The sequence below is a fragment of the Qipengyuania xiapuensis genome (assembly GCF_019711395.1).
In the GTDB taxonomy this organism is placed as follows: Bacteria; Pseudomonadota; Alphaproteobacteria; order Sphingomonadales; family Sphingomonadaceae; genus Qipengyuania; species Qipengyuania xiapuensis.
This window is the reverse complement of sequence record NZ_JAIGNL010000002.1, coordinates 76,856-100,022: the sequence shown is the minus strand read 5'-3', so window position 1 is coordinate 100,022 and position 23,167 is coordinate 76,856. Positions and strand designations below refer to the sequence as shown.

The window sequence follows — 23,167 nt, the reverse complement described above, 5'->3', positions numbered from 1 at the left end:
TCCCTTTTCACGCGGGTCGTTTGACACCCGCGCCGCGCGACAAATCCGTCTGCGCGCCGCAAGCATATTGCGAGTATACATGACACAATTCACCGACCTCGGGCTGTCGCAGCCCGTGCTCCAGGCCCTCGACATGAAGGGCTATAACGAGCCGACGCCGATCCAGGCGCAGGCCATTCCGCGCGTTCTCGAAGGGCGAGACCTGCTCGGCATCGCGCAGACCGGCACCGGCAAGACCGCTGCCTTCATGCTGCCAAGCATCGACCGCCTGCGGGACGCCGACAAGCAGACGCCGTTCAAGTCCTGCCGCATGCTGGTGCTCGCACCGACGCGTGAACTCGCGGGCCAGATCGCAGAGAGCGCCAAGGACTATGGCGCGCTCGCGGGTCTCAAGGTCCACTCGATCGTTGGCGGTACTTCGGTCAACAAGGACCGCAACAAGCTGCACCGCGGCACCGACATCCTCGTCGCGACGCCGGGACGGCTGCTCGATTTGATCGACCAGAAGGCCTTCCGCCTCGACGGCGTGGAAATCCTCGTCCTCGACGAGGCAGACCAGATGCTCGACCTCGGCTTCATCCACGCGCTTCGCCGCATCAGCGAGCTGGTGCCGGACGATCGCCAGACGCTTTTCTTCAGCGCCACCATGCCCAAGCAGATCCAGGAACTGGTCGGCAAATACTGCCGCAATCCGGTCAAGGTCAGCGTGACGCCCGAAAGCACGACGGCTGAACGCATCGACCAGTATCTCTTCATGGTCCAGCAGGACGAGAAGCAGACGCTGCTCGAACTGGTGCTTTCCGAGCGCCACAAGGTCCCGGGCAAATTCGAGCGCGTGCTTATTTTCGCGCGCACCAAGCATGGCTGCGACCGTATCGTGAAGAAGCTCGGTCAGGCGGGCATTCCTGCCAATGCCATTCACGGCAACAAGAGCCAGCCGCAACGCGAACGCGCGCTCGACGAGTTCAAGCGCGCCAAGACGCCGATCCTGATCGCGACCGACGTTGCCGCGCGCGGCATCGATATCCCGGGTGTCAGCCACGTAATCAACTACGAGCTGCCCAACGTGCCCGAACAATACGTCCACCGCATCGGGCGCACCGCGCGTGCGGGCAAGGATGGCATCGCGATTGCCTTCTGCGCCGAGGACGAGCGCGATTACCTGAAGGACATCCGCAAGAAGACCGACGCGGAATTCGAGCGCCTGCCGCTCCCCGACAATTTCCGCGCCGTGGTAGAAGGCGTCGGCCCGACCAAGCGCGAGCAGAAGCCGCGCCTTGCCAAGCCGAAGGTCCGTCCCACCGGCAATGCTGGCGCCAAGAAGCCGAAGCCCAAGCAGAAGCACCCCGCTCGCAAGGGTAAGCCCGAGGGCGCAGGGCAGGGCGGCAAGCCTAGCGGTCGTCCCGGCGGAAATCGTAACCGCAACCGTAACCGGAACCGACCGCGCAGCGGAAGGTAAGTCGGAACTTGCCAAGGCGCGTCCTGTTGGCGAGAGACACTCGCGAAAGCTGACAGGAGCGCCGAATGGCCGACCAATACGATTACGACCTCTTCACCATCGGCGCCGGTTCTGGCGGCGTGCGTGCCAGCCGTGTCTCTGCGGCCCACGGCGCGAAGGTCGCGATTGCAGAGGAACACCGCGTCGGCGGCACCTGCGTGATCCGCGGCTGCGTGCCCAAGAAGATGCTCGTCTACGGCGCACATTTCGCCGAGGATCTCGAGGATTGCCAGCGCTTCGGCTGGGAAATCGGCGAGAAGAAATTCGACTGGAAGGTGCTGCGCGATAATGTGCTGGCCGATGTAGACCGGCTGGAAGGCGCCTACACCGACACGCTGCAGAACCACGAGGTCGAGATCTTCAAGGAGCGTGCCGAGATCACCGGCCCGCATGAGATCACTCTCGCAAGCGGCCGCAAGGTTACGGCCAAGTACATCCTGATCGCAACCGGCGCGCGTCCGCGCATGCCCGAATGCGAGGGCGCCGAACATGCGATCAGCTCGAACGAGGCATTCCACCTCGACGAACTGCCAAAGAAGATCATCATCGCGGGCGGTGGCTATATTGCCAACGAATTCGCCGGCGTATTCAACGAGTTCGGCTGCGATGTTCACGTCGTCAATCGCGGCGACCGCCTGCTGCGCAGCTATGACGAGGCGGTGCGCGACCGGCTGCTCCAGATCAGCACGATGAAGGGCATCAAGTTCCGCTTCAACACGACCTTCGAATACATCAAGCCATGTGACGAAGGCGGCTATTTCGTAAAGCTCAGCGACCAGGACGAGGAAAAGGCTGACCTCGTCATGTTCGCAGTCGGCCGCGTTCCCAACACCGAGGGGCTGGGGCTGGACAAGGCGGGCGTCGAGCTGGGCGATGGCGGCGAGATCAAGGTCGATCGCTTCAGCAAGACTAATGTCGACCACATTTATGCCGTCGGCGATGTGACCGACCGCGTGCAGCTGACCCCCGTCGCAATCCGCGAAGGCCAGGCCTTTGCCGACATGGTCTTCGGCGGCTGCGATCCGGTAGCCGTGGATCACTCCTGCATCCCGAGCGCAGTTTTCAGCCACCCGCCCATAGCCGCTGTCGGCATGACCGAGGGCGAGGCCAAGAACAAGCTCGGCAGCGTGAAGGTCTACCTGTCCGACTTCCGCCCGATGAAGAACGTGCTGGCAGGCCGCAACGAGCGCAGCCTGATCAAGATGGTCTGCGACGGAGACAGCGGAAAAATCGTCGGCATCCACATGATCGCCCCCGAGGCGCCGGAGATGATGCAGGCCGCCGCGATTGCCGTGAAGGCTGGCCTCACCAAGGCCGATTTCGATGCGACCACCGCGATCCATCCGACGATGGCCGAAGAGCTCGTCTTGATGCGCTGATCGCGCCAGTCGGTTGCAGCGAGCAACCTTCCGTCATAGCATTGCCCGAAAGGGAGAACTGCGATGACTGGAACCGTGCTCGTAACCGGCGGCACTGGCTATATCGCCGGCGAACTGATCAGGCAGCTGCTTGCAAGGGGCTGGACGGTCCACGCGACCGTGCGCAGCAAGGCGAAGAGCGAGGGCCTGCTGCGCAATCGTCTCGGCAATCCGCCCGAAGACACATTCAAGGTCTTCGAGGCAGAGCTCATGGACGATGCGGGTTGGGCCGAAGCCGTGGCTGGCTGCACCCACGTCGCGCATGTTGCCTCGCCGATCGCCGCATCGACGCCCAAGGACGAGAACGAGATGATCGTGCCGGCGCGCGAAGGCACGCTGCGCGCGCTGCGCTTTGCGAAGGATGCCGGCGTGAAGCGTTTCGTGCAGACCAGTTCCATGGCCGCAGTCGCCTACGGTCGGGCGGAAAAGGTCTATACGGTCGACGAGAGCGACTGGACCGATGTCAGCCACCCCGATGTCTATCCTTACGTCAAATCGAAAACGATTGCCGAGCGCGCCGCGCGTGACTGGGTGAAGGAGCATGGCGGGGACATGGAATTCGTCTCGGTCAATCCCTCGATGGTGCTCGGCCCGGTAGAGGATCCGGACTTCTCGCCCTCTGTCGAGGCCGTGAAACAGGTGCTCGACGGCTCGATGCCGATGGCGCCCGACCTCGGCTTTGCGATCGTCGACACGCGCGATGTCGCCGACCTCCACGTTCGCTGCCTCGAGGAGCCCAACCTCGCGAACGAACGCTTCCTTGCCGCGGGCAGGTTCATGAAGATCATCGAGATCGCCGATGTGCTGCGCGAACGCCTGCCTGCAGAGCATACCCGCAAGGTGCCCAAGAAGATCATGCCTAACTGGATGGTCTCGGTGCTCAGCCTGTTCAATCCGGGTGTCCGCTCGATCAAGAGCGAAGTCGGCAAGACTCGCAACGTCGATGCAAGCCATGCCAAGCAGCGTCTCGGTTGGGAGACGCGGCAGGAAGAAGAAAGCATCGTCGACTGCGCGAAGAGCCTGATCGAGCACGCAGTGGTCAAGGTCTGACCGGTCCCGAAAGTGGACGGGGAGCGGCGGCGCATTGCCAGCTGCTCTCAGGCTCGCCAGAACGCTTGGCAACGAATCGACGACGGGGACCGCAGTCATGAACACGCTGGCATCGCGCGGCCAATTGCGCGCAAGTTTCCTTCGCTGGGCACTCTTCCTGGTGCCGCTGTGCGTCCTGCTCGGTTTCTTATCCGGCATGGTCGGGCCCGGCCCCGGCAGCGCGTGGTTCCAGGCCCTCGACAAGCCTGCGATCTATCCCGAACCGAAGTGGTTCGGCATCGTCTGGACGATCCTCTACGTCATGATCGGCCTCGCGACTGCAATGGTCGCATCGGCATGGGGAGCACGCGGACGCGGCGCTGCACTGACGGTCTTCGCACTGCATTTCCTGCTCAACCTTGCATGGACGCCTATCTTCTTCGGAATGCAGCAGCTCACCCTCGCGCTCGGCGTGCTGGTGGCGATTGTGCTGTCGTTGCTGGTGGTGATCGTCCTTTACTGGCGCGTGCGGCGCCTCGCGGCCGTCCTCCTGCTGCCCTACCTCGCGTGGGTGTGCTTCGCGACGCTGCTCAATTACGAGTTTCTCCGTCTGAACCCCGATGCCGATGGCGGCTCCTCGGGCGAAGCGGTCGAACGCGTGCGCATCGGCAATTGAACTGGCCGTCGCGCGCGCCTAGATAGCCTCCATGCAGAGCCAGAACCCGATGATCGCCGACTTCGTCAAACTCGCCAATTCGGCGGCCGGTACACTTGCGGGCATGACCCGCGAGGCGCGCGAGACTGCGCGTGAACGGGCCAAGGAAGCGTTCGGCGGCATGGACTTCGTGACGCGCGAGGAATTCGACGCAGTGAAGCAGATGGCGGCCAAGGCACGCGAGCAGGCGGAAGACCTCGCAGAGCGTGTGGCTGCGCTCGAAGCCAAGACCAAGTGACGCACGCCCCTGCCGCGCGGTAGGGGAACAACATGCATCTTCGCGCACCGGCAATCCTGATCGCTGCCCGCCCTCACGGCGAGACGGCTGTGATCGCGCGTCTTCTTACAGAGGAAAGCGGTGTCGTTGCGGCCTATGTCGCTGGCGGGCGTGGGCGGCAGCTGCGCCCTGTCGTCATTCCCGGCAACCTCGTCGAGGCGGAAATCCGCGCCAAGTCCGACAGCCAGCTTCCCTTCGCCCGGCTCGAACTGGCGCAAAGCCGCGGCCCCTGGCTGGCCGAACCGCTTCCCGCAGCCGCGATCAACTGGACCTGCGCGCTGACCGCCAGCGCCTTGCCCGAACGCAATCCCTATCCCAGCCTCTACAGCGCGCTTTCTGCGCTGCTGGATGCCGTCTGCAAAGCGCCCTCCGCGCGGGGCTGGGCACCGGCGCTGGCGGCCTATGAAGTGCTGCTTCTGCGCGAGCTCGGCTATGGCGGACAGAAGCCCGAGATAGCGGGCCTTGAGCAGGCTCTGGAAATTCTGCGCGCTTCGGAGCCGCAAATCGCGCGTTACTTGCTTGCCGACACGCGGGCCGACGTTCTAGCCGCAAGGGCACTCCTGATGCAGCGGCTCGAACGGATGGCCTGATATGAAAATCGCGATATTGCCCGGTGACGGCATCGGCCCCGAAGTGACCGCCGAGGCGCTGCGCGTACTCGATGCGCTCTCCCTGCCCGGGCTAGTGCTTTTCGAAGGCGACGTCGGCGGCATCGCTTACAAGCGGCATGGCCATCCGCTTCCTGCCGAGACGCTCGAGATGGCGCGAGGCGCAGATGCGGTGCTCTTCGGCGCGGTCGGCGATCCCGAATGCGACGACCTGCCGCGAGAGCATCGTCCCGAACAGGCGATTCTCGGCCTGCGCAGCGAACTCGGCCTGTTTGCCAATTTGCGCCCCGCAGCGGGCTATCCCGGCCTAGAGGACATGTCCTCGCTGCGTCCGGAAGTGGCGCGTGGTATCGACCTGCTGGTCGTGCGCGAACTCAATGGCGACGTCTATTTCGGCGACAAGGGCGAGCGGTCCAGCGCTGGCGGCCGCGAGGGGTGGGACGCCATGTCTTATAACGAGGCCGAGGTGCGCCGCATCGCCCACACGGGTTTCCGCGCCGCGCAGAAACGTCGCCGCCGCCTCACCAGCGTCGACAAGGCCAACGTCCTCGAGACCAGCCGCATCTGGCGCGAAACCGTGATCGAGGTCGCGGCCGAATATCCCGATGTCGAACTCGAGCACATGTATGTCGACAATGCCGCCATGCAGATGGTGCGGAGCCCGGGTCAGTTCGACGTGATCCTGACCGGCAATCTCTTCGGAGACATCCTGTCCGACCAGGCGAGCGCATGCGTCGGATCGATCGGCCTGCTTGCAAGCGCCAGTCTCGGCGAGCGACAGACAGAATTCGGCACTTTCGGCCTCTACGAACCTATCCACGGCAGCGCGCCCGACATTGCCGGGCAGGGCAAGGCGAACCCCATCGCCGCCATCCTCAGCCTTGCGATGCTCCTGCGCCATTCGCTTGGCCGCGAGACCGAGGCGGGCCGGATCGAGCGTGCGGTTGCCAAGGTCGTCGCCAGCGACGTGCGCGGTGCGGACCTCGGCGGAAGCGCCACGACCAGCGAAATCGGCGACGCGGTGCTGCGCGCGCTTTCCGCCCTGTCTTGAATTTGTAGGCAATTCGCGTCAGGCGGGCGGCATGACGCTCGACCTTGCGATTATCCTCCCCACGCTCAACGAGCGCGACAATCTCGCGCCGCTGGTCGATCGTATCGAGGATGCACTGGGCCCGAACGGGTGGGAAGTGCTCGTGGTGGATGACAATTCCGCCGACGGCACGGCCGACGAGGCGCGCAGGCTGGCCCGAGGCGATACCCGTGTTCGCGTGCTCCAGCGTATCGGCCGGAGGGGCCTGTCGAGCGCCGCTATCGAGGGCTTCTGCGCCACTGCCGCACCCTATGTGGCGGTGATGGATGCTGACCACCAGCACGATCCCAAGCTGCTGAAGACGATGCTCGAGGCTGTCCGGTCGGGCGAGGCGGAAGTCGCTGTCGCCAGCCGTTTCGCCGAGGGGGCGAGCATGGAGGAGTGGGGCAGGCCCGACCGCGAGAAGCTGTCGTCGGTGGCCAATAGTCTCGCGCGGCGGCTGACCGGCGTCGAGCTGTCCGATCCGATGAGCGGCTATTTCCTGCTGTCATCCGACACAGCACGCGCGCTCGTGCCGCGCCTCTCGGGCATTGGCTTCAAGATCCTGCTCGACCTGCTGGCGACCTCCGACCGCCCGCTGAAGGTGAAGGACTTTCCGATGAACTTTGCCGCGCGGCGGGCAGGCGAGAGCAAACTCGACCGCGCGATCGCGCTCGATTTCCTTGCCGGGCTCTACGACAAGAGCTTCGGGCGGATCATCCCGACCCGTTTCGCGCTCTTCGGCACGGTCGGTGCGCTGGGCGTGCTGGTGCACCTCGCCATCCTCTACCTGTGTCTGCTTGCCTTCGGCGCGGGTTTCACCTGGGCGCAGGGTATCGCGACCTTCGGGGCGATGACCTTCAACTTCTGGCTCAACAATTTCCTTACCTATCGCGACCGCCGCCTGAAGACGCTCGGCAAGGTCCTTGCCGGCTGGGCGAGCTTCGTCGCCGCCTGTTCAGTGGGCGCATTCGCCAATGTTGCTGTAGCGAGCGCACTGTTTTCGCGGGGGTTGCACGAAGTGCTTGCGGCAATGGTCGGGATCGGGATCGGCTCGGTCTGGAACTATGCCCTCTCGAGCCGCTTCGTCTGGGGCCGCTACTAGGCCGCTAGCGCCAGCTTTCGAGCCAGGTCCATACGGCGAAGCTGTCCGGCCGCGCCAATGGCTCTGCAGCGATGATTTCGTAGAAGAACAAAAAGACCAGCAGGTTGGCGATCAGCACCGCGCCAGCGATCTTGCCACGCCCCGCATTCCGCAAGTCCGAAAGCGCGAGGGCGAGGGCCACCAGCAGGGCCGTGCTCGGCAGGAAGTAGTGGTAGTAGAACTGGATTGGCTTGGCTGCGAAGATCCAGAAACCGAGGCTGATCGCGTAGAGCAGGGCGACTGCTCCATGCATCGGCCTCTTCGCCGAGATTCCCTGCCACGCGCACCACATCAGTGCGGGAATACCGATGAGCATCGTCAGCGGGTTGCCGATCAGCATGACGCCGCGCTGCGCCCCGTCGATAGGCTCGTAGAGATACCAGATCGCGCGCCAGTTCAGGACCCATTCGGGCCAGTTCGACTGGTAGGGATGGGGCTTCAGCACCTGCGTCTGCAGTTCGAGCATGAAGCGATGGTGCGCGATCAGCCCCTCGGTGATCGGCTGGTAAGTGAAGTGGTAGGCCGGCCAGAATGTCGCAGCGTAGACGAGCAACGGTACGATGCCGAGCCAGAGGAATGCCTCCACCAGCGTCATGCCGGGCACGGGCATGCCGCGGCGGCTCAGGAGCAGGCGACGACGACCGGCGAACCAGCGGAGGACGAGGAACGCGAGTCCCGGGACCGCCGCAATGATCAGCGTGCTCCACTTGCTTGCCATGGCCAGACCCAGAGCGACGCCCGCCAAGGCCAGTCGCCAGCGGCCGGTCTCGGGTTCGCGCATGGCGGCGGCGCATTGCCAGAATGCGACGAGGATGCCTGCGATGGCAAAGACATCGAGCATGGCGATGCGCGAGTGGATGAAGAGGTGGAAGCCCGTGGCCACGAGCAACCCGCTCACGAGGCTTGCATAGCGGTCCAGCGTACCGAACCAGACCGTTCGCTGGACGGCGAACAGCGCCAGCGCCCCGGCGAGCGAGGGCATGATCCGCCAGCCCCACGGGTTGTCGCCCAGCAGCATCATGCCTAGCGCGATCATCTCCTTGCCGAACAGCGGGTGCTCGCGGTTCGAGAAAGTGTCGAGCGCGATCAGGTCTCGCGCGGCGGGCAGGTAGTGGATTTCGTCGAAATAGGGCTGCGATGGAATGCCGAGGTTCCAAGCTACCAGCAGCCAGAAGCCAAGCGCCAGCGCAGCGCTCCAGAGGATCGGGTCTTGCGGTTGCTCGGGCGCGCGGCTCATCGCAGGCGGGCTTAGGAGGCCTCCGCGCGCCCGGCAAGCGGGTCAGGCGGCTTCTGCGCGCTTTTCCAGCCAGAAGAGGCGGGCAACCATGGCGAGCAGGCCGATGCTGGCCGTGGAGACCACGAACAGGAGCCAGGGGAAGATGGACATGCCTGCCGCGCGGGCTCGCGGAAGCACGAAGAATAGCGCGATGGTCAGGGAAATGAGCAGGTCCCACCAGACCTGCACGCCCCACAGGTTCTGCGTATGGTTGAGCCACACTGGAAGGACACCTTCGTACAGGATGGTGATCGCGGTGAACGCACCGAAGCCGCCCGAAAGCGCGGCTGCAAGCGCGGCGCTGCCCACCTTCTCTTGCGAGACGACGATGTAGATCATGGCGGCAAGGGCCGCGGCGAGACCGGCGAGGAAAAGGATCACGAAGGGCGACATTAGGGGCTCCCGAGTCGGGTGTAGCAGGTGCTACACTTGTAGCCTTTTGTAGCACTCGCTACAAGTGGGCCATGCCGAAGCCGCGAATGACCCGCGAAACCCTGTTGCCGGCAATGGCCGCGCACGTGCTGGAACACGGCATTGCCGGCGTCAGTCTGCGCCCGCTGGCCAAGGCTGCGGGGACGAGCGATCGCATGCTCATCTATCACTTCGGCAACCGGCAGGGCGCGATCGACGCGCTGCTCGATTACCTCGCCAAGCTCTACGAGACGGGCCTGGAAGCGGCCTTGCCCGCCAAGCGTGCGCGCAACCGGTGCGAGACGGTCAGGCAGATATTGCAGGTTACCGCGGCAGACGAACTCAAGCCCTTCATGCGGCTGTGGTGGGACGTCGTCGCGGCGGCTGCATCGGGGGACGAGACTTTCCGCAAGAGTGCGGCGTCCACCATGGGACTGTTGCTCGACTGGCTCGAGGCGCACATGCCCGAAGACGATCCCGATCCGCGCGGCGGGGCGCGCCTGCTGCTCACCTTCATCGAGGGATCGCAGATGCTCGATGCCGTGGGACGCGCGGATATTGCCGAAGCTGGGCTTGCCGCCCTCGAAGGGTGACCTGCTTGCCGCCGCGAATCTGCGTGCTATCGCAGGCGCCATGAAGAAGACCACCGGCACCGACCGTTCGATCACCTCCAAGTGGCGTCCCGCAACGCAGGCCGTGCGCGGAGGCACATGGCGCAGCGAGCATGGCGAGACGAGCGAAGCGCTCTTCCTCACCTCGGGCTACACCTACGACAATGCGCAGACCGTCGCCGACAGGTTTGCAGGCGAAGCCGAAGGCATGACCTATTCGCGCCTCCAGAACCCCACGGTGGCAATGCTGGAAGAGCGGATCGCCCTGATGGAAGGCGCCGAGGCGTGCCGCGCGCAGGCAAGCGGCATGGCCGCGATGACGACTGCGCTGCTCTGCCAGCTGTCCGCCGGAGACCACATCGTCGGAGCGCGTGCCGCATTCGGCTCTTGCCGCTGGCTGCTCGACCATCTGCTCCCGCGTTTCGGTATCGAGACCTCCGTGGTCGACAGCGCAGACAATGATGCGTGGGAAGCAGCGATCCGGCCCAACACCAAGGTCTTCTTCTTCGAGACACCGGCCAATCCCACGCTCGACGTGGTGGATCTCGCGCATGTCTGCGGCCTCGCAAAGTCGCGCGGCATCACCACCGTGGTCGACAATGCCTTTGCGACCAGCGCGCTCCAGCGCCCGATGGATTTCGGCGCTGACGTGGTGGCCTATTCGGCGACCAAGCTGATGGACGGACAGGGCAGGGTGCTCGCCGGCGCAGTCTGCGGTTCGCAGGAGTGGATCGACGAGGTCCTGCTGCCTTTCCAGCGCAACACCGGACCCAATGTCGCTCCCTTCAATGCCTGGGTGGTCCTGAAGGGTCTCGAGACATTGAGCATGCGCGCACACAAGCAGAGCGAGAATGCGGTGGAACTGGGCAAGTTCGTCGAGGGCCGCGTCCCGCGCATGCTGCATCCCGGCCTCGAGAGCCATCCGCGCCACGCGCTCGCGCTCGAACAGATGAGCGCGACGGGCCCGATCTTCGCTTTCGACGTCGAAAGCCGCGAGCGTGCGTTCGCCATCCTCGATGCGCTCGAACTGGTCGATATCTCGAACAACATCGGCGATGCGCGCAGCCTGATGTGCCACCCCGCCAGCACTACGCACGCGGGTATGACGGCAGAGGACCGCGAAGCGATGGGCGTGACCGAGGGATTGCTTCGGATCAACGTCGGACTGGAAGATGTCGAAGACCTGCGCGATGATCTCGACCGAGCTCTGGGCGCTGCGGGGCTTTAGCGGCGGGTGCGGATGTAGCGTTCGCAAGCCCAGCCGTCATTGTCGCCGTCCAGTCCCTGGCGATAGCCGGGTTCACCGCGCCGGATAGGTGTCACGCCTGCTGCGCGGGCTTCGCTGCAGTTGCGATAGTAGACCGACACCGATTGCATTGGACGATAGTCGCGTGATGTCTCCTCCGGCTCGTCACGCTTGGGACAATGAAGGGCGCCGGTTTCCTTGTGCATGTGGCAACGCGTGGCGTCCGCCTCCGCTGGATGCGCCGCAAGCGATCCCGGCAAGCTGCCGGCCAGTAGCATTGCAATTGCGCCGGGTCTTTTCATGTCGGAATTCTAACAGTCCCCAGGCTGTGGGGAAGTATTCCAAGGCATTGTCGCTCTGGTTATTTCGGGTAGTTGTTCCTGCACTTGGAATATGGGGGTAGGGACGCAATGCATTATTCGTATGACGCGCTGCTGGGGGCGGCGGCCGAGCTCGAGCAATACTCGGGCTATCTCGATGGCGAAGAACTGAAGCAGAGCCAGCAGGCACAGGCCGCTTTTACGAGCATCCGCAATCGTTTCGTCTACGACGCGCTCGCGACGGGCGACGACGCGGAAGAAGTCAAAGGGCGGGTCACACAGGACCTCGAGACTCTTGTGGCTGAGCACCCCGACTGGGAAGGTCCTGCCCTCGTGGTTCGCGACGAGCTCCTGATGCGGATCGACGAGGAGAGCGGAAAGAACCCGACCTGGCGCAAGGTCGTTCGCTATGCGCCGATCGCTCTCGGTGTGGCACTCGTCGTGGCTTACTTCGGGACCAAGTTCTATAATGACATCGACATGTCGCCTCCGCCGAACACGCCCGAGGCCTATGTCGCGCGTGCGCAAGCGCTCGAGAAAACGCTTCGCTATGACGACTGGGCCTCGACCAGGACACGTCGGGGCGGGGCCGTGAAATCCATCCTGCTCTGGCCGATTTCACCGAGCGATGCGGAAGTGCTGGGTGCGCAGGAAATCGCGGGCTTTGCTTTCGAGGCAGAAGGTTTCCTCAAGGAGCAGGGCCTGCCGTGCTCGTTTACTTCGATGGGAACCGACGAAGAGCTGTCCGACGGGGAGCTCGCATACTTAGGGGGCTTCGCCGAGCGGTTGCAGTCGGAAAGCCTCGAGTGGGATGACGAACCGCAATACACCATGCTGACCGAGGCAGCAGATCAGCTCGGTTGCCCTGCATTGGGTGGCGAGATGCCCGAAAGTGCCGATGCAGAGGCCCCCGATAGTCCCGGGCAGTCCTAGCGCCTCCAACCCCTAGCGAGTGCGATCTCGGACAATTCCTCGCCCAGTGCGTGCGCGCTGGCGATGGCGGTGTTGGGCTGGGTGTTGTCGGTCAGCGCCTCGCTGACGTCGAGGCCGGCACCACCGATGAGCGACATGATGAGGCCTTCGTCGCGGGTCATACCGGCCGCGCAGCAGGGCGCGAGGTAGATCTTGCGCCGCGAGCTTCGGGCCAGTTCGGTCACCAGCGTCCGGGTGAGCAGCAGCAATTTGCGAAACCGTGGTCCGGCCGCATCGAGGGCGAGCATCGTCGCGCGCGCATCCGAGAGGCCGTGACCGGCGAGCCTGCGGATCATGACGAGGCCGAGGGTCTCGTGGCGCCGGGCTGGCAAGGGTAGGTCGAGGACTGTGGAATCGTTGGACTTGGACATGCGATCTCCTTTGCAAGCCGATAATATGCTAATGATAATCATTCGCAAGAGAAGAGTTTGCGCTTTTCCCCTTTGTGTTTTCCGGACCGGTCTGTGATGAGGAGGCGAGGGAGAAAGCAGTGACCAGGACCGTCGAATTCATTCTCGATCTGGGTGCGCCCAACGGATATCTCGCCTGGTATCCGCTGAAGGACGTTGTCTCGCGCACCAGCGCCGAGCTTGTCGTCACGCCGGTGTTCCTTGGCGGCATGCACAAGATCACGGGCAATTCGCCGCCGATGATGCGCGATGCGAATGTGAAGGGGAAGGTGCCCTACGCGGCGCTCGAGTTCCGTCGCTTCCTCGACCGTCACGGGCTGGACAGGTTCTCCATGCACCCGGACCTTCCGTTCAACACGATCCTGCTGCAGCGCGTGCTGGTTGCCGCGAGCGACCAGGCCGAAATGCAGTCGCTGGTCGACCTGCTGCAGCCCGCCGTGTGGGAGCGCAACATCGATTGCAGCGATGTCGAAGTGGTGGCCGAAGTGCTGGCGAGTGGCGGCTTCGATGCGGAGCGCCTGTTGACGGCGACGCAGGATCCGGAGGTAAAAGCCAGGCTTGCTGCGAATACCGAGCAGGCTGTGGAGCGGGGAGCTTTCGGGATACCGACCTTCTTCGTCGGCGATGAAATGTGGTTCGGCAAGGAAAGGCTCGGCCAGCTCGAAGAGTATCTCTCCGGCGGCAAGCCGTGATCAGGTGATTTCGGGCAAGGGGCTCAGAGGCCGAATGCGTAATACGTCAGGATCATCACCTGCGGGGCGATCAGCGAAAGTTCGATGATGCCGAATCCGCCGCAGTCGCGGCTGAGGTTGCGGATGAAGTGAAACAACATTTTTCCCTCCTCGACCGGCTCTTCGGTGACCGGCGGGCCATCCAGATTTTTCCCGATTCCGTCCTGTCCCAATGGCTGGAGTCGGTCTTCCCTTTCCATGGAATAAGCGAATGCCCCTAACCGCCTACTGAGAACTGCGGTTAATGAAAGTTACCGATGATTGGGGGCGATGATGGCTGTTGAGAAATTCGACAATACTTCACTGCCACTACTTGTCATGCCTCGCCATTTGCTTAGGGTTGGCCCGCTTGGTCGCAGGGGGTTTCATTGCGTTTTCTTACAGTTGTTGCCGTTTCGCTTGCGTGCGCTTCGCCGCTCGCAGCACAGGATCAGTCCGCCAGCAGTGCAGAGGCGCGTCCGCCGGAAATTCCGGCCAAGGCTTTCGCCGCGCGCAGTCAGTTGAGCGGCGCAAAGCTGTCGCCTGACGGCAATCAGCTCGCCAGCCGTTCGAATGTGAACGGCATGGACTATGTCATGCTCTACAATGCGGCGAATGGCGCTCCGGTCGGCACATTCGCGATGGGCGAGGGCAATCGTCTCAACTGGGTGCGATGGGCCGGAAACCAGCGGCTGCTGGTGAGCGCGTCCGCCTATGATGAATACAACCGCTACTGGACCCGGCTTTTCGTGGTCGAGCTCGACACGGGCGAGCTCTACTCGATTGGGCGCAAGGAACCGATCCGCGACGGCGACAATGTCATCTGGGTCGCAGAAGACGGTTCATCGGTGCTGGTCTCGCTCCAGGCCAATCCGCGTCACTATCCTTCGGTTTATCGTTTCGACCTGACCCGCGACGGCAAGCGCGATCAGGTGCAGGGCTCGCGCCAGGGAATATGGAACTGGTACGCCGACAAGGACGGCAACGTCCGGATCGGGACCGGCTGGTATCGCAAGAAGCTGCGCGTCTACTACCGCGGGCCCGGCGAAGAGGACATCGAGATGGTCGACAAGATCCACCTCGACGATCTGGAGAAGGAAAACGAGACCTACCGCTACTTCGACATCCTCCGCGTCGAGCCCGATAGCGATATCGGCTACGTCTTCGAGGAGAACGAAGCGGGCAAGGTCGGGTTGAGGCGCTACGACCTCGCGCGGTCCGAGGTCGTGGACACTGTCTACGAGCATCCGCAATACGATGTGGACGGGGCGGTATTCTCGCGCGATGGCAAGCCGGTCGCAGTCACCTACACAGATGACAGCTCGCAAGTGGTCTGGCTCGACGAGAAGCTCGGTGCGATCCAGAAGGGCCTCGAAGCAGCGCTCGAGGAAGACACGGTCCGCATCGTCTCGCGCTCGGAGGACGATACGCGGATGATCATCCAGGCAGGCGGCGCCGCCGATCCGGGTGCGCTCTATGTCTATACGCCAGCCGAGGGCACTCTCGAGGCTCTCGGTGAAATGAGCGCGGGCGTGCCCTTCGAACATCTCGCGCAGCCCAAGGCGATCACCTACACCGCGCGCGACGGAACACCGATCCGCGCCTACCTGACATTGCCGCGCGGCCGGCCTGCCGAAGGCCTTCCGCTCATCATCAACCCGCATGGCGGCCCCTACGGCATTCGCGACACGCTTTCGTACAATTCGGAAGTGCAGATGCTGGCCAACCGTGGCTATGCGGTGCTCCAGCCCAATTATCGCGGCTCGGGCGGTTATGGCGATGCGTTCTTCGATCTCGGCTACGGAGAGATCGGACGCGCGATGCAGGACGATCTCGACGATGCGATGGACTGGGCGGTTTCGCAGGGTATCGCCGACCCTGAGCGCGTCTGCCTCGTCGGCGCGAGTTATGGCGGCTACGCGGCAGTCTGGGGCGCAATCCGCAATCCCGAGCGCTATCGCTGTGCCGCATCCTGGGCGGGCGTCATGGATTGGGATATCATGCTGCGTCACGACAGGCAGTTCTTCAGTCGCCGCACCACCAGTCGCTGGCGCAACCGCTACGAAGGCAAGGAGGAAAGGGATTTTCGCCTCGCCGACGTCTCGCCTTTCGAGCAGGTGGAGCGGCTCAAACGCCCACTCCTTCTGGCCCACGGCACGGACGACGGGATCGTCAACGTGGAACAGTATCACCTGATGGTGAGGGCGGCGAAGGAACAGGGCGTATCGGTCGACGAGCTATTGATCGAGGATGAAGGACATGGCTTCAGCGAGGTTGCCAGCGGTGAAGCCTGGTTCGAAGCGCTGGAGAAATTCCTCGACACCCATAATCCGGCGGAATGATCATGGAGCTTGCCATCCTCGATAGCGCGCAAGGGCGGTTGCGACTGCAGCTTCTGGAGGGGCAAGGGATCGTCTGGAGCCTCATAGCGGCCTTCGCCTTGGCCATGGTTGCGGTGGTCTTTTCGGGCGTTGTTTCGGCTCAGCCTCTCGCTGCACAGGCGCAGAAACCTTCCGAAATACCGGTCGAGGCCTTTGCCGGGCGCAGCCAGCTCAATTCGGCGAAGCTTTCGGAGAGCGGCAGTCGCTTTGCTTTCGTCGTGGTCGAGGGCGACAAGCGCATCCTCGCCGTGCACGATTCCGACACGCTCGAACCGCTGGTGGCTATCGACCTCGGCGATCGGGAGGGCTTCAACTGGTTCCAGTGGGCCGGCGACGATCGCATCCTGATATCGACCCGCATGCGTCTCACGAAGCTACAATACAGCGCGGAGACAAAGCTCCACGCCTTCGATATTCCCACGCGCCAGCTTCACTTCATCGGCTTCGAGGACCAAGGCTGGGAAGGCGACGACGTCCTCCACACCGACAAGCATGGTCGCTACGTCATCCTCTCTGTAAGCGAGCGGCGCTTCACTCCGCCTGCGGTCTGGCGTTTCCCGCTTGATGGCAGCGGTGCATCCGCTGCAGTCCTCGTTCAGAAGCCCGAGAAAGAGGTGCGCCAGTGGTTCGCCGATGACGAGGGCGTGGTGCGGCTCGGCATGAGCTGGACCTCGCGAGCGGACATCAAGATATATTTCCGCTCGGGGCCCGAGGATCGCTACAGGCGTGTGACCAAGGTGAAGGGCGGCGATGACGATGCGCTCGATGCCTGGGACGTCATGGGCATCTATGCCGGGCGCGACACAGGCTATGCCATGGTCGACGATGATGACGGCAAGACGATCTTGCGCGAGATAGACTACTCCAAGGGCGAGCTCGGTAACGTCGTTTACGAGAACCCGCGCTGGAGCATCGACAGCGTTGTCATCCGCCGGGGCGAGGGCCCGGTTGGCGTGAGATACACCGACGACGAACCGCGCACCGAGTGGCTCGAGCCGGAAATGCAGAAGATCCAGTCCCAGCTCGAGGAGGCGCTTCCGGGCAGCCGGGTACGCATCATCGACAGCGCGGGAATGGAGCGGATGCTCGTGATGCAATCGGGCGACGCCGATCCCGGCGCCCTCTATGTCTTCACTCCGTCGCGGATGAGCCTCGATCTGTTCGCGAACCTGCGCCCGCTCGTCGACGAAAAGCTCCTTTCGCAGACGCAGGCGCATGACATCGTCGCACGCGACGGAACACGGATGCGCGCTTTCCTGACCTTGCCGAAAGACCGGCCGGCGAAGGGCCTTCCGATGGTCATCATGCCGCATGGCGGGCCCTACGGCGTGCGCGACACGATGGTCTATGACGACTGGACGCAGCTGCTCGCCAGCCGCGGTTATGCCGTCCTGCGCCCGAATTATCGCGGCTCGGGCGGCTATGGTGAGGCGTTCGAGCGGCTCGGCGACGGACAGATCGGCCGCGCGATGCAGGACGATATCGACGATGCCTACGATTGGGCCGTGGCGCAGGGTATCGCCGATCCGGCACGCGTGTGCCTCTTCGGTGCCAGCTATGGCGGCTATGCCTCCATGTGGGGGACCTTGCGCAATCCGGAGCGCTATCGCTGCGGGGCGAGCTTTGCCGGCGTCGTCGACTGGGAAGACCTGCTTGCCTACGACAGCCAGTATCTCGGCCGGGGCCGGATACGAAAGCGGTGGTACAAGGACATCTGGACACCGCGCATCACCGGCGATGACGAGTTCGATCTATCGATGATATCGGTGTCGGACCAGATCGCGAGGTTAGAACGACCCTTGTTCGTGGCCCACGGCATCCAGGACATGCGCGTCCCCTTCGACCAGTTCGAGCAATTGTCGAAGGCAGCGGAAGCTGCCGGCGTGGAGATCGAAATGCTGGAAATCGAGGACGACCACTATCTCGGTGACAGCGCCGAGGAAGCGCGTTTCTTGAAGGCGCTGCTGGCCTTTCTGGAAACGCATAATCCCGCGGACTGATCGATCCGTCGCAAGCGGCCAAAAACTGGGGGTTGCTGGGCGCCAGCCTCTTGCCCACCGCGCGGGAATGCCTAACTTGGAAGTGTGATCAAGGAACTCTTCCAGCATTCCGCCATGACCGATGGCATTACCGTGCGGGTCGCGGTGAACTTCCTGCCTGAACAGTCCCAGCCCGATGCGGGCAAGTGGTTCTGGGTCTATCACATCCGTATCGAGAACGCTTCGCACGAGCGTGTCCAGCTGATGACACGCCACTGGCGGATTACCGACGGCGCCGGAATGGTCGCGCATGTCGATGGTGACGGCGTGGTCGGCGAACAGCCGATCCTCGCGCCCGGCGAAGCGCATGATTACGTGTCGGGCTGCCCGCTCGATACGCCCCACGGTTCAATGGAAGGCTTCTACACTTTCCACCGCGAAGACGGCACGCCGTTCGAAGTGCGTATCCCGTTCTTCCCGCTGGCAGCACCCGCAACCGCGGAATAAGCGCTAGTCGTCGTCTTCGTCGTGTTCGTCGGCGAAGTCGAAATCCCCGATCTTGATCTTGGGTTTGCGCTCCAGCCAGTCAGCGAGCATTTCCAGCTCGCGCGTGAGCGGCCAGGTTGCCAGCGCAGCACGACTTTCATCGAGGTAGAGTACCAGCGACTTCTTCTTGAGGCGTAGCTTGCTGTTGCCGAGCGCAGTGCGCGAGCCTGCGCCCAGACGGCGTGCAAGGCGGAAGCCGAGGCCCCATGTCACGCCTTCGCGAAGGTCCTCGTCGCTAGCAATCTCGCGTAGCTTGGAGGGAAGCGCAGTGCGACCGAGGCTGCCATAGAGCGCCGCGCAGATCATTGCCTTGTCCCGCGCGCTGCAATCGATCCAGCGCTTATCGAGCGCCCATTCGGTTGCGTGATTGACGCGCAGGTTCGGCTCTACGCGCTGCAGGCCCGCCGCAAGCTGCGCGGCAGCCAGGCGTAGGCGCTCGTTACGCTTGCCCTGTCCGTTGGCGAGATCGACCGTCCACCCGGCAACGCGGGTCGCATCGGTGACGGGCGCGTCACGCGGCTCGCAAAAGGCGTGAACGCCCGAAAGCAGCGGATCGAGCGACTTCTGCAGGTCGGTGAGCTGCGAATAGAGCAGGCCTTCGCGGATACCCCAGCTGGAAAAGATCAGCCTCTCCGGCTCCAGCTCCGCGAGCATCGGGCCGAGCAGTGCGGCCGCATCCGGCAGGTAATTGGCGCGCATCTCGCTGATGCCCGAAATGTCCATCAGCTCTTCCGGTTTGGCATTCACCAACCGCGAAGCAAGGTTGCGCGCATCCTCGACCGACAGCGAAAAACCGTGCGGGTCGGTCAGCGGATAGTCGGCCTCGCGCATCGCGTAATAGGCCAGCGCACGCCATGTGCCGCCGATCATGAATAGCGGACCCTTGTGCGACTTCGCCCAGCCCACATTGGAGACCGCATCATGGACCGTCGCGGCGAAATCCGGCTGCTGCGCGCGTAGGGCGGGTAGCCGCAAGGTGCCGAAGGGCAGGCTCACCGCATCGATGCATTCGCCATTGCCGATCGCAACGAGTTCGAGGCTGCCACCGCCAAGGTCGGCCACCATGCCGCTCATGCCGGGGAATGCACCGATTGCGCCGAAGGCCGAGGCGCACGCTTCTTCTTCGCCCGACAGCAGGCGCGGTTCGAGACCGAGTGCGGCAACCTTGTCGAGGAATTCCTGCCCGTTCTTGGCGTCGCGTGCAGCGGCGGTGGCGACGGTCTGGACCATCTCGATACCGCGGTCCTCGATCAGGATGGCGTAGCGGGCGAGGGCGTCGAGTGCCTCTTCCTGAGCTTCCTCGGGGATGAGCCCGGTTTCCGAGAGGTCGCGGCCAAGCCGTGCGGCGACCTTCTCGTTCCACACGGTTTCAGGCGCTCGGCCCGTACCCTCGTAAATCACCAGTCGGACCGTGTTCGAGCCAATATCGACCACAGCGCGCGGGGGATGGATCAATCGGCGCTGCCAACGCGTCGAGCGGAGCTTCGCGCTGCTCAACGCTTTTCCCCGTGCAGCGAAAGGCGCGGCACATCATGCGATTTCAGCGCCGATCCGCGGCCCGAGAGCGAAGGGTTCGACATGAAGTATTCGTGACAGTTGAAGGCGTCTTCGCCGGTGCGCATCCGGCGGTATTGCCCGTCGGGATCGAGCCGCCAACTCTGTTCGACGTCGAGGATATTGGCGAGCATGACCTGACCCAGCAGCTGGTCGTGCACGGTCTTGTTCGAGATCGGCACCATCACTTCGACACGGCGGTCGAGGTTGCGGCTCATCGCGTCAGCGCTGGTGAGGAAGACCTTGGCCTGCCTGCTGGGCATTTCCTTGCCATTGGCAAAAGCCCACATGCGGGCATGCTCGAGGAAGCGGCCGATGATCGACTTCACGCTGATATTTTCCGACATGCCCGGAATGCCGGCACGCAGCGAACAGATGCCGCGCACGACCATGCGCACTTCCACGCCGGCCTGGCTGGCCTCGTAGAGCTTGTCGATGATCGCCTGGTTTGTGATCGCGTTGAGCTTGCACCAGATGCCCGCGGGCTTGCCCTGCTTCGCATTGGCGATCTCGGCATCGATCAGCTCGTAGAGCGTCTCGCGCATGCCGATCGGCGAGATCGCGATCTTCTCCAGTTCGTCGGGCTCGATATAGCCGGTGATGAAGTTGAACATCTTCGCCGCATCGCGGCCCAGCGCCTGGTCGGCGGTGAAGTAGCTGAGGTCGGTATAAATCTTGGCGTTGATCGGATGGTAGTTGCCCGTGCCGAAGTGGCAGTAGGTGCGATAGCCATCTTCCTCGCGGCGTACGACTAGGCTGACCTTGGCGTGGGTCTTCCACTCGGTGAAGCCGTAGATCACCTGCACGCCTGCGCGTTCGAGCTCGTTTGCCCAGCGGATGTTGCGTTCTTCGTCGAAACGGGCCTTCAGCTCGACGACGGCGGTAACGGCCTTGCCGTTCTGTGCCGCCTCGACCAGCGCCGCGATGACCGGTGACTGGTCGCCCGCGCGGTAAAGCGTCTGCTTGATCGAAACGACAGCAGGATCGACTGCGGCCTGGTGAAGGAAATCGACCACCACTTCGAAGCTTTCGTAGGGGTGGTGGATGACCATGTCCTTCTCGCGGATAGCGGTGAAGACATCGCCGTCATGCGCCAGCACGCGCTCGGGATAGCGCGGCGAGAAGGGAGGGAACTTGAGGTCGGGGCGCGGCTCGTCGCAAATCGCGTCCAAGTCTGTAAGGCCGAGCATGCCACCGGTCTTCACGATCATGGCGGCATCGACGTCGAACTGGTCGCGCAGCAGGGTTTCTGCCGCCGGATCGCATTCGTCATCAAGCTCGAGCAGGACAGCGCGGCCGCGGCGGCGGCGCTGGATAGCGGTGCGGAAGTAGCGAACGAGGTCCTCTGCCTCGTCTTCCACCTCGATATCGCTATCCCGAAGGACGCGGAATATGCCGTCACCCAGGATCTTGAAGCCCGGGAAAATCTCGGCGGCAAAGCGTGTCACCATCTGCTCGATCGCGACATAGATCGCCTTGTCGCCCGGCACGCGCACGAAGCGCGGGACATTGGCCGGGATCAGGACCATCTCGACCAGCTCGCCCTTGCGCTTGCCGCGCTTGAGGCGAAACAGCACGCCCATCCCGCCATTCGCGACGAAGGGGAAGGGGTGCGATGGGTCGATCACCTGCGGTGTGATCAAAGGCAGGATGTCGGTGGTGAAGTAATCGTCGAGCCACTTGATCTGCTGCTTGTCGAGCTCGTCGGGCAGGGCGATCAGGATGTTCTCGTCGCGCAGCAGGCCGCGAAGGATGTCGAGGCTTTCCTGCTGGCGATCTTCCAGCTCGAGAACCTGTTCGCGGATCGCGTCGAGCTGCTGGCGCGGCGATTTGCCGTCGATGCCTGGCGTTTCGATCCCGCGCTGGACCTGGCCTTCCAGACCCGCAATGCGGACCATGGTGAACTCGTCGAGGTTGCTGCCCGAAATCGAGAGGAAACGCAGCCTTTCGAGCAGCGGGTAGTCGGTGTTCTCGCTCTCGGCGAGGACGCGGCGATTGAAGCTCAGCCAGCTCAGCTCGCGATTGACGTAGCGGTCTTCGGGTGCCTCGGGCGCGACCGGCAGCTCTTCGGCGATATCCTCGCCAGCAGTTTCGTTTCCAGAAACGGCAGAGTTTCCAAGGGTCACGGGCACACCTTTTGTGAATCGCAAGCAGAGTAGGGCGCGCTGGCGCTATTGGAAAGGGTTTCGACCTGCCACCTGTCCGGTGCGCTTGTCAGGAATGGGTCACAAACGCCCATATTGCAGGGCCAGTTTGTCCCAAAGTTGCGGTGTGGAGGCGCCGAGAAGGCCTTTCCTGTCCCACTCGTCCACGCGGTAGGGCGAGCCGTCCGGCCGCGCGACCCTGCCGCCGGCTTCCTCCAGCCAGAGCGCGCCTGCCGCGTGATCCCATGCCAGCGTGCGCTCGAAAATCGATACGTCGTTCTGGCCCAGCCCGAGGCGCGGGTATTGCTCTGCCGCGCAGAAAGGGATGTCGACCAGCTCGTAATTGGGCGAGATATGGCGGCGGGTCGCCTGCCTGCGTTCCTCTTCCATGAAGATCAGCGAGATCGCGGCGACCGGCGGGGTTTGGCCGGTTCCCCTGGCGGAGACGCGCTCGCCGTCGACGAATGCACCCTTTCCGCGATGCGCGGCGCAAAAGCGCCCCGTCAGGCAATCGTAGAGCCAGCCCGACTGGGCAAGGCCTCCGTCGGCGCGTGCGATGATGACGGCAAAAGGCGGCTTGCCGTGGGCGAAATTGCGCGTCCCGTCGACCGGATCGACGATCCAGCACGGCTGGTCGAGACGCTCGAGGATGCCGGGATCGGCATGAGCGCTTTCCTCGCCGACGAAGGCGAGACTGTCGTCGATGGCGGCAAGGCCCTCGCGCAGTAATGCTTCCGATTCCTTGTCGGCGATTGTGACGGGGTCGTTGCCGCCCTTGTCCTCGACCTGGCCTTCCTCGAGATTGCGGAAGCGCGGGAGGATGGCTTCCTCGGTGGCGCGCCGCATCAG

Annotated in this window: 22 protein-coding genes; 15 read left to right on the top strand and 7 right to left on the bottom strand. The window is 63.5% G+C overall.

Going from position 1 to position 23,167, the window contains the following annotated elements:
- Positions 1-79: 79 nt before the first annotated feature.
- The 8 genes from K3163_RS09755 (at position 80) to K3163_RS09720 (ending at position 7,719) form a co-directional block, all read left to right on the top strand.
- The gene (locus K3163_RS09755) at positions 80-1,459 is read left to right on the top strand and encodes a DEAD/DEAH box helicase (protein ID WP_221428090.1); all 1,380 of its coding nucleotides are present in this window, start codon (positions 80-82) and stop codon (positions 1,457-1,459) included.
- A gap of 65 nt (positions 1,460-1,524) precedes the next feature.
- Positions 1,525-2,877 (top strand): glutathione-disulfide reductase, encoded by a 1,353-nt coding sequence (gene gorA / locus K3163_RS09750; RefSeq protein WP_221554081.1) that lies wholly within the window; start codon positions 1,525-1,527, stop codon positions 2,875-2,877.
- Between the two features lie 63 nt (positions 2,878-2,940).
- Positions 2,941-3,966, top strand: coding sequence for an NAD-dependent epimerase/dehydratase family protein (locus tag K3163_RS09745; protein ID WP_221554080.1), 1,026 nt, complete (start codon positions 2,941-2,943; stop codon positions 3,964-3,966).
- 97 nt (positions 3,967-4,063) lie between these two features.
- The gene (locus K3163_RS09740; protein ID WP_221428093.1) at positions 4,064-4,621 is read left to right on the top strand and encodes a TspO/MBR family protein; all 558 of its coding nucleotides are present in this window, start codon (positions 4,064-4,066) and stop codon (positions 4,619-4,621) included.
- A gap of 31 nt (positions 4,622-4,652) precedes the next feature.
- Positions 4,653-4,898, top strand: a complete 246-nt coding sequence (locus K3163_RS09735; RefSeq protein ID WP_221428094.1) for an accessory factor UbiK family protein — start codon at positions 4,653-4,655, stop codon at positions 4,896-4,898.
- A 32-nt stretch (positions 4,899-4,930) separates the two neighbouring features.
- Entirely contained in the window at positions 4,931-5,527 is a 597-nt protein-coding gene (gene recO / locus K3163_RS09730) for a DNA repair protein RecO (RefSeq protein ID WP_221554079.1), read from the top strand.
- A 1-nt stretch (position 5,528) separates the two neighbouring features.
- A complete protein-coding gene (leuB, locus tag K3163_RS09725; RefSeq protein WP_221554078.1) occupies positions 5,529-6,596 on the top strand; it encodes a 3-isopropylmalate dehydrogenase in 1,068 nt (355 codons plus the stop codon).
- Positions 6,597-6,627: 31 nt separating this feature from the next.
- Positions 6,628-7,719, top strand: a complete 1,092-nt coding sequence (locus K3163_RS09720) for a glycosyltransferase (RefSeq protein WP_221554077.1) — start codon at positions 6,628-6,630, stop codon at positions 7,717-7,719.
- A 4-nt stretch (positions 7,720-7,723) separates the two neighbouring features.
- Here K3163_RS09720 and K3163_RS09715 read toward each other — a convergent pair whose 3' ends face one another.
- Together K3163_RS09715 and K3163_RS09710 are read right to left on the bottom strand one after the other, a co-directional pair.
- Entirely contained in the window at positions 7,724-8,995 is a 1,272-nt protein-coding gene (locus K3163_RS09715; protein WP_221554076.1) for a phospholipid carrier-dependent glycosyltransferase, read from the bottom strand.
- Positions 8,996-9,037: 42 nt separating this feature from the next.
- Positions 9,038-9,427 (bottom strand): hypothetical protein, encoded by a 390-nt coding sequence (locus tag K3163_RS09710; RefSeq protein WP_221554075.1) that lies wholly within the window; start codon positions 9,425-9,427, stop codon positions 9,038-9,040.
- A gap of 86 nt (positions 9,428-9,513) precedes the next feature.
- Here K3163_RS09710 and K3163_RS09705 point away from each other — a divergent pair, with 86 nt between their 5' ends.
- Entirely contained in the window at positions 9,514-10,038 is a 525-nt protein-coding gene (locus K3163_RS09705; protein WP_221554074.1) for a TetR/AcrR family transcriptional regulator, read from the top strand.
- Between the two features lie 40 nt (positions 10,039-10,078).
- Positions 10,079-11,284 carry a trans-sulfuration enzyme family protein gene (locus K3163_RS09700; protein WP_221554073.1) on the top strand — a complete coding sequence of 402 codons (1,206 nt, stop codon included), beginning with the start codon at positions 10,079-10,081 and terminating at the stop codon, positions 11,282-11,284.
- Here the strand turns inward: K3163_RS09700 and K3163_RS09695 are convergent.
- Complete coding sequence (locus K3163_RS09695) at positions 11,281-11,604, bottom strand: excalibur calcium-binding domain-containing protein (protein ID WP_221554072.1); 324 nt, start codon at positions 11,602-11,604, stop codon at positions 11,281-11,283. The genes K3163_RS09700 and K3163_RS09695 overlap by 4 nt on opposite strands.
- Before the next feature lie 108 nt (positions 11,605-11,712).
- Between K3163_RS09695 and K3163_RS09690 the strand changes: the two genes are divergently transcribed.
- The gene (locus K3163_RS09690) at positions 11,713-12,555 is read left to right on the top strand and encodes a hypothetical protein (protein WP_221554071.1); all 843 of its coding nucleotides are present in this window, start codon (positions 11,713-11,715) and stop codon (positions 12,553-12,555) included.
- Here the strand turns inward: K3163_RS09690 and K3163_RS09685 are convergent.
- Positions 12,552-12,965, bottom strand: a complete 414-nt coding sequence (locus K3163_RS09685) for a DUF6628 family protein (protein ID WP_221554070.1) — start codon at positions 12,963-12,965, stop codon at positions 12,552-12,554. The genes K3163_RS09690 and K3163_RS09685 overlap by 4 nt on opposite strands.
- Before the next feature lie 119 nt (positions 12,966-13,084).
- Between K3163_RS09685 and K3163_RS09680 the strand changes: the two genes are divergently transcribed.
- From K3163_RS09680 to apaG, 4 genes are all read left to right on the top strand, one after another.
- Complete coding sequence (locus K3163_RS09680) at positions 13,085-13,696, top strand: 2-hydroxychromene-2-carboxylate isomerase (RefSeq protein ID WP_221554069.1); 612 nt, start codon at positions 13,085-13,087, stop codon at positions 13,694-13,696.
- 407 nt (positions 13,697-14,103) lie between these two features.
- Positions 14,104-16,056 (top strand): prolyl oligopeptidase family serine peptidase, encoded by a 1,953-nt coding sequence (locus K3163_RS09675; RefSeq protein WP_221554068.1) that lies wholly within the window; start codon positions 14,104-14,106, stop codon positions 16,054-16,056.
- Positions 16,057-16,058: 2 nt separating this feature from the next.
- A complete protein-coding gene (locus K3163_RS09670; RefSeq protein ID WP_221554067.1) occupies positions 16,059-18,095 on the top strand; it encodes a prolyl oligopeptidase family serine peptidase in 2,037 nt (678 codons plus the stop codon).
- Positions 18,096-18,182: 87 nt separating this feature from the next.
- The gene (gene apaG, locus K3163_RS09665; protein ID WP_221429558.1) at positions 18,183-18,581 is read left to right on the top strand and encodes a Co2+/Mg2+ efflux protein ApaG; all 399 of its coding nucleotides are present in this window, start codon (positions 18,183-18,185) and stop codon (positions 18,579-18,581) included.
- Positions 18,582-18,584: 3 nt separating this feature from the next.
- Here the strand turns inward: apaG and K3163_RS09660 are convergent, their stop codons facing one another.
- From K3163_RS09660 to K3163_RS09650, 3 genes are all read right to left on the bottom strand, one after another.
- Positions 18,585-20,054 carry a Ppx/GppA phosphatase family protein gene (locus tag K3163_RS09660; RefSeq protein WP_345719725.1) on the bottom strand — a complete coding sequence of 490 codons (1,470 nt, stop codon included), beginning with the start codon at positions 20,052-20,054 and terminating at the stop codon, positions 18,585-18,587.
- A gap of 59 nt (positions 20,055-20,113) precedes the next feature.
- Complete coding sequence (locus K3163_RS09655; RefSeq protein WP_425594720.1) at positions 20,114-22,300, bottom strand: RNA degradosome polyphosphate kinase; 2,187 nt, start codon at positions 22,298-22,300, stop codon at positions 20,114-20,116.
- A gap of 99 nt (positions 22,301-22,399) precedes the next feature.
- Positions 22,400-23,164 carry an inositol monophosphatase family protein gene (locus tag K3163_RS09650; protein ID WP_221554570.1) on the bottom strand — a complete coding sequence of 255 codons (765 nt, stop codon included), beginning with the start codon at positions 23,162-23,164 and terminating at the stop codon, positions 22,400-22,402.
- Positions 23,165-23,167 lie beyond the last annotated feature (3 nt).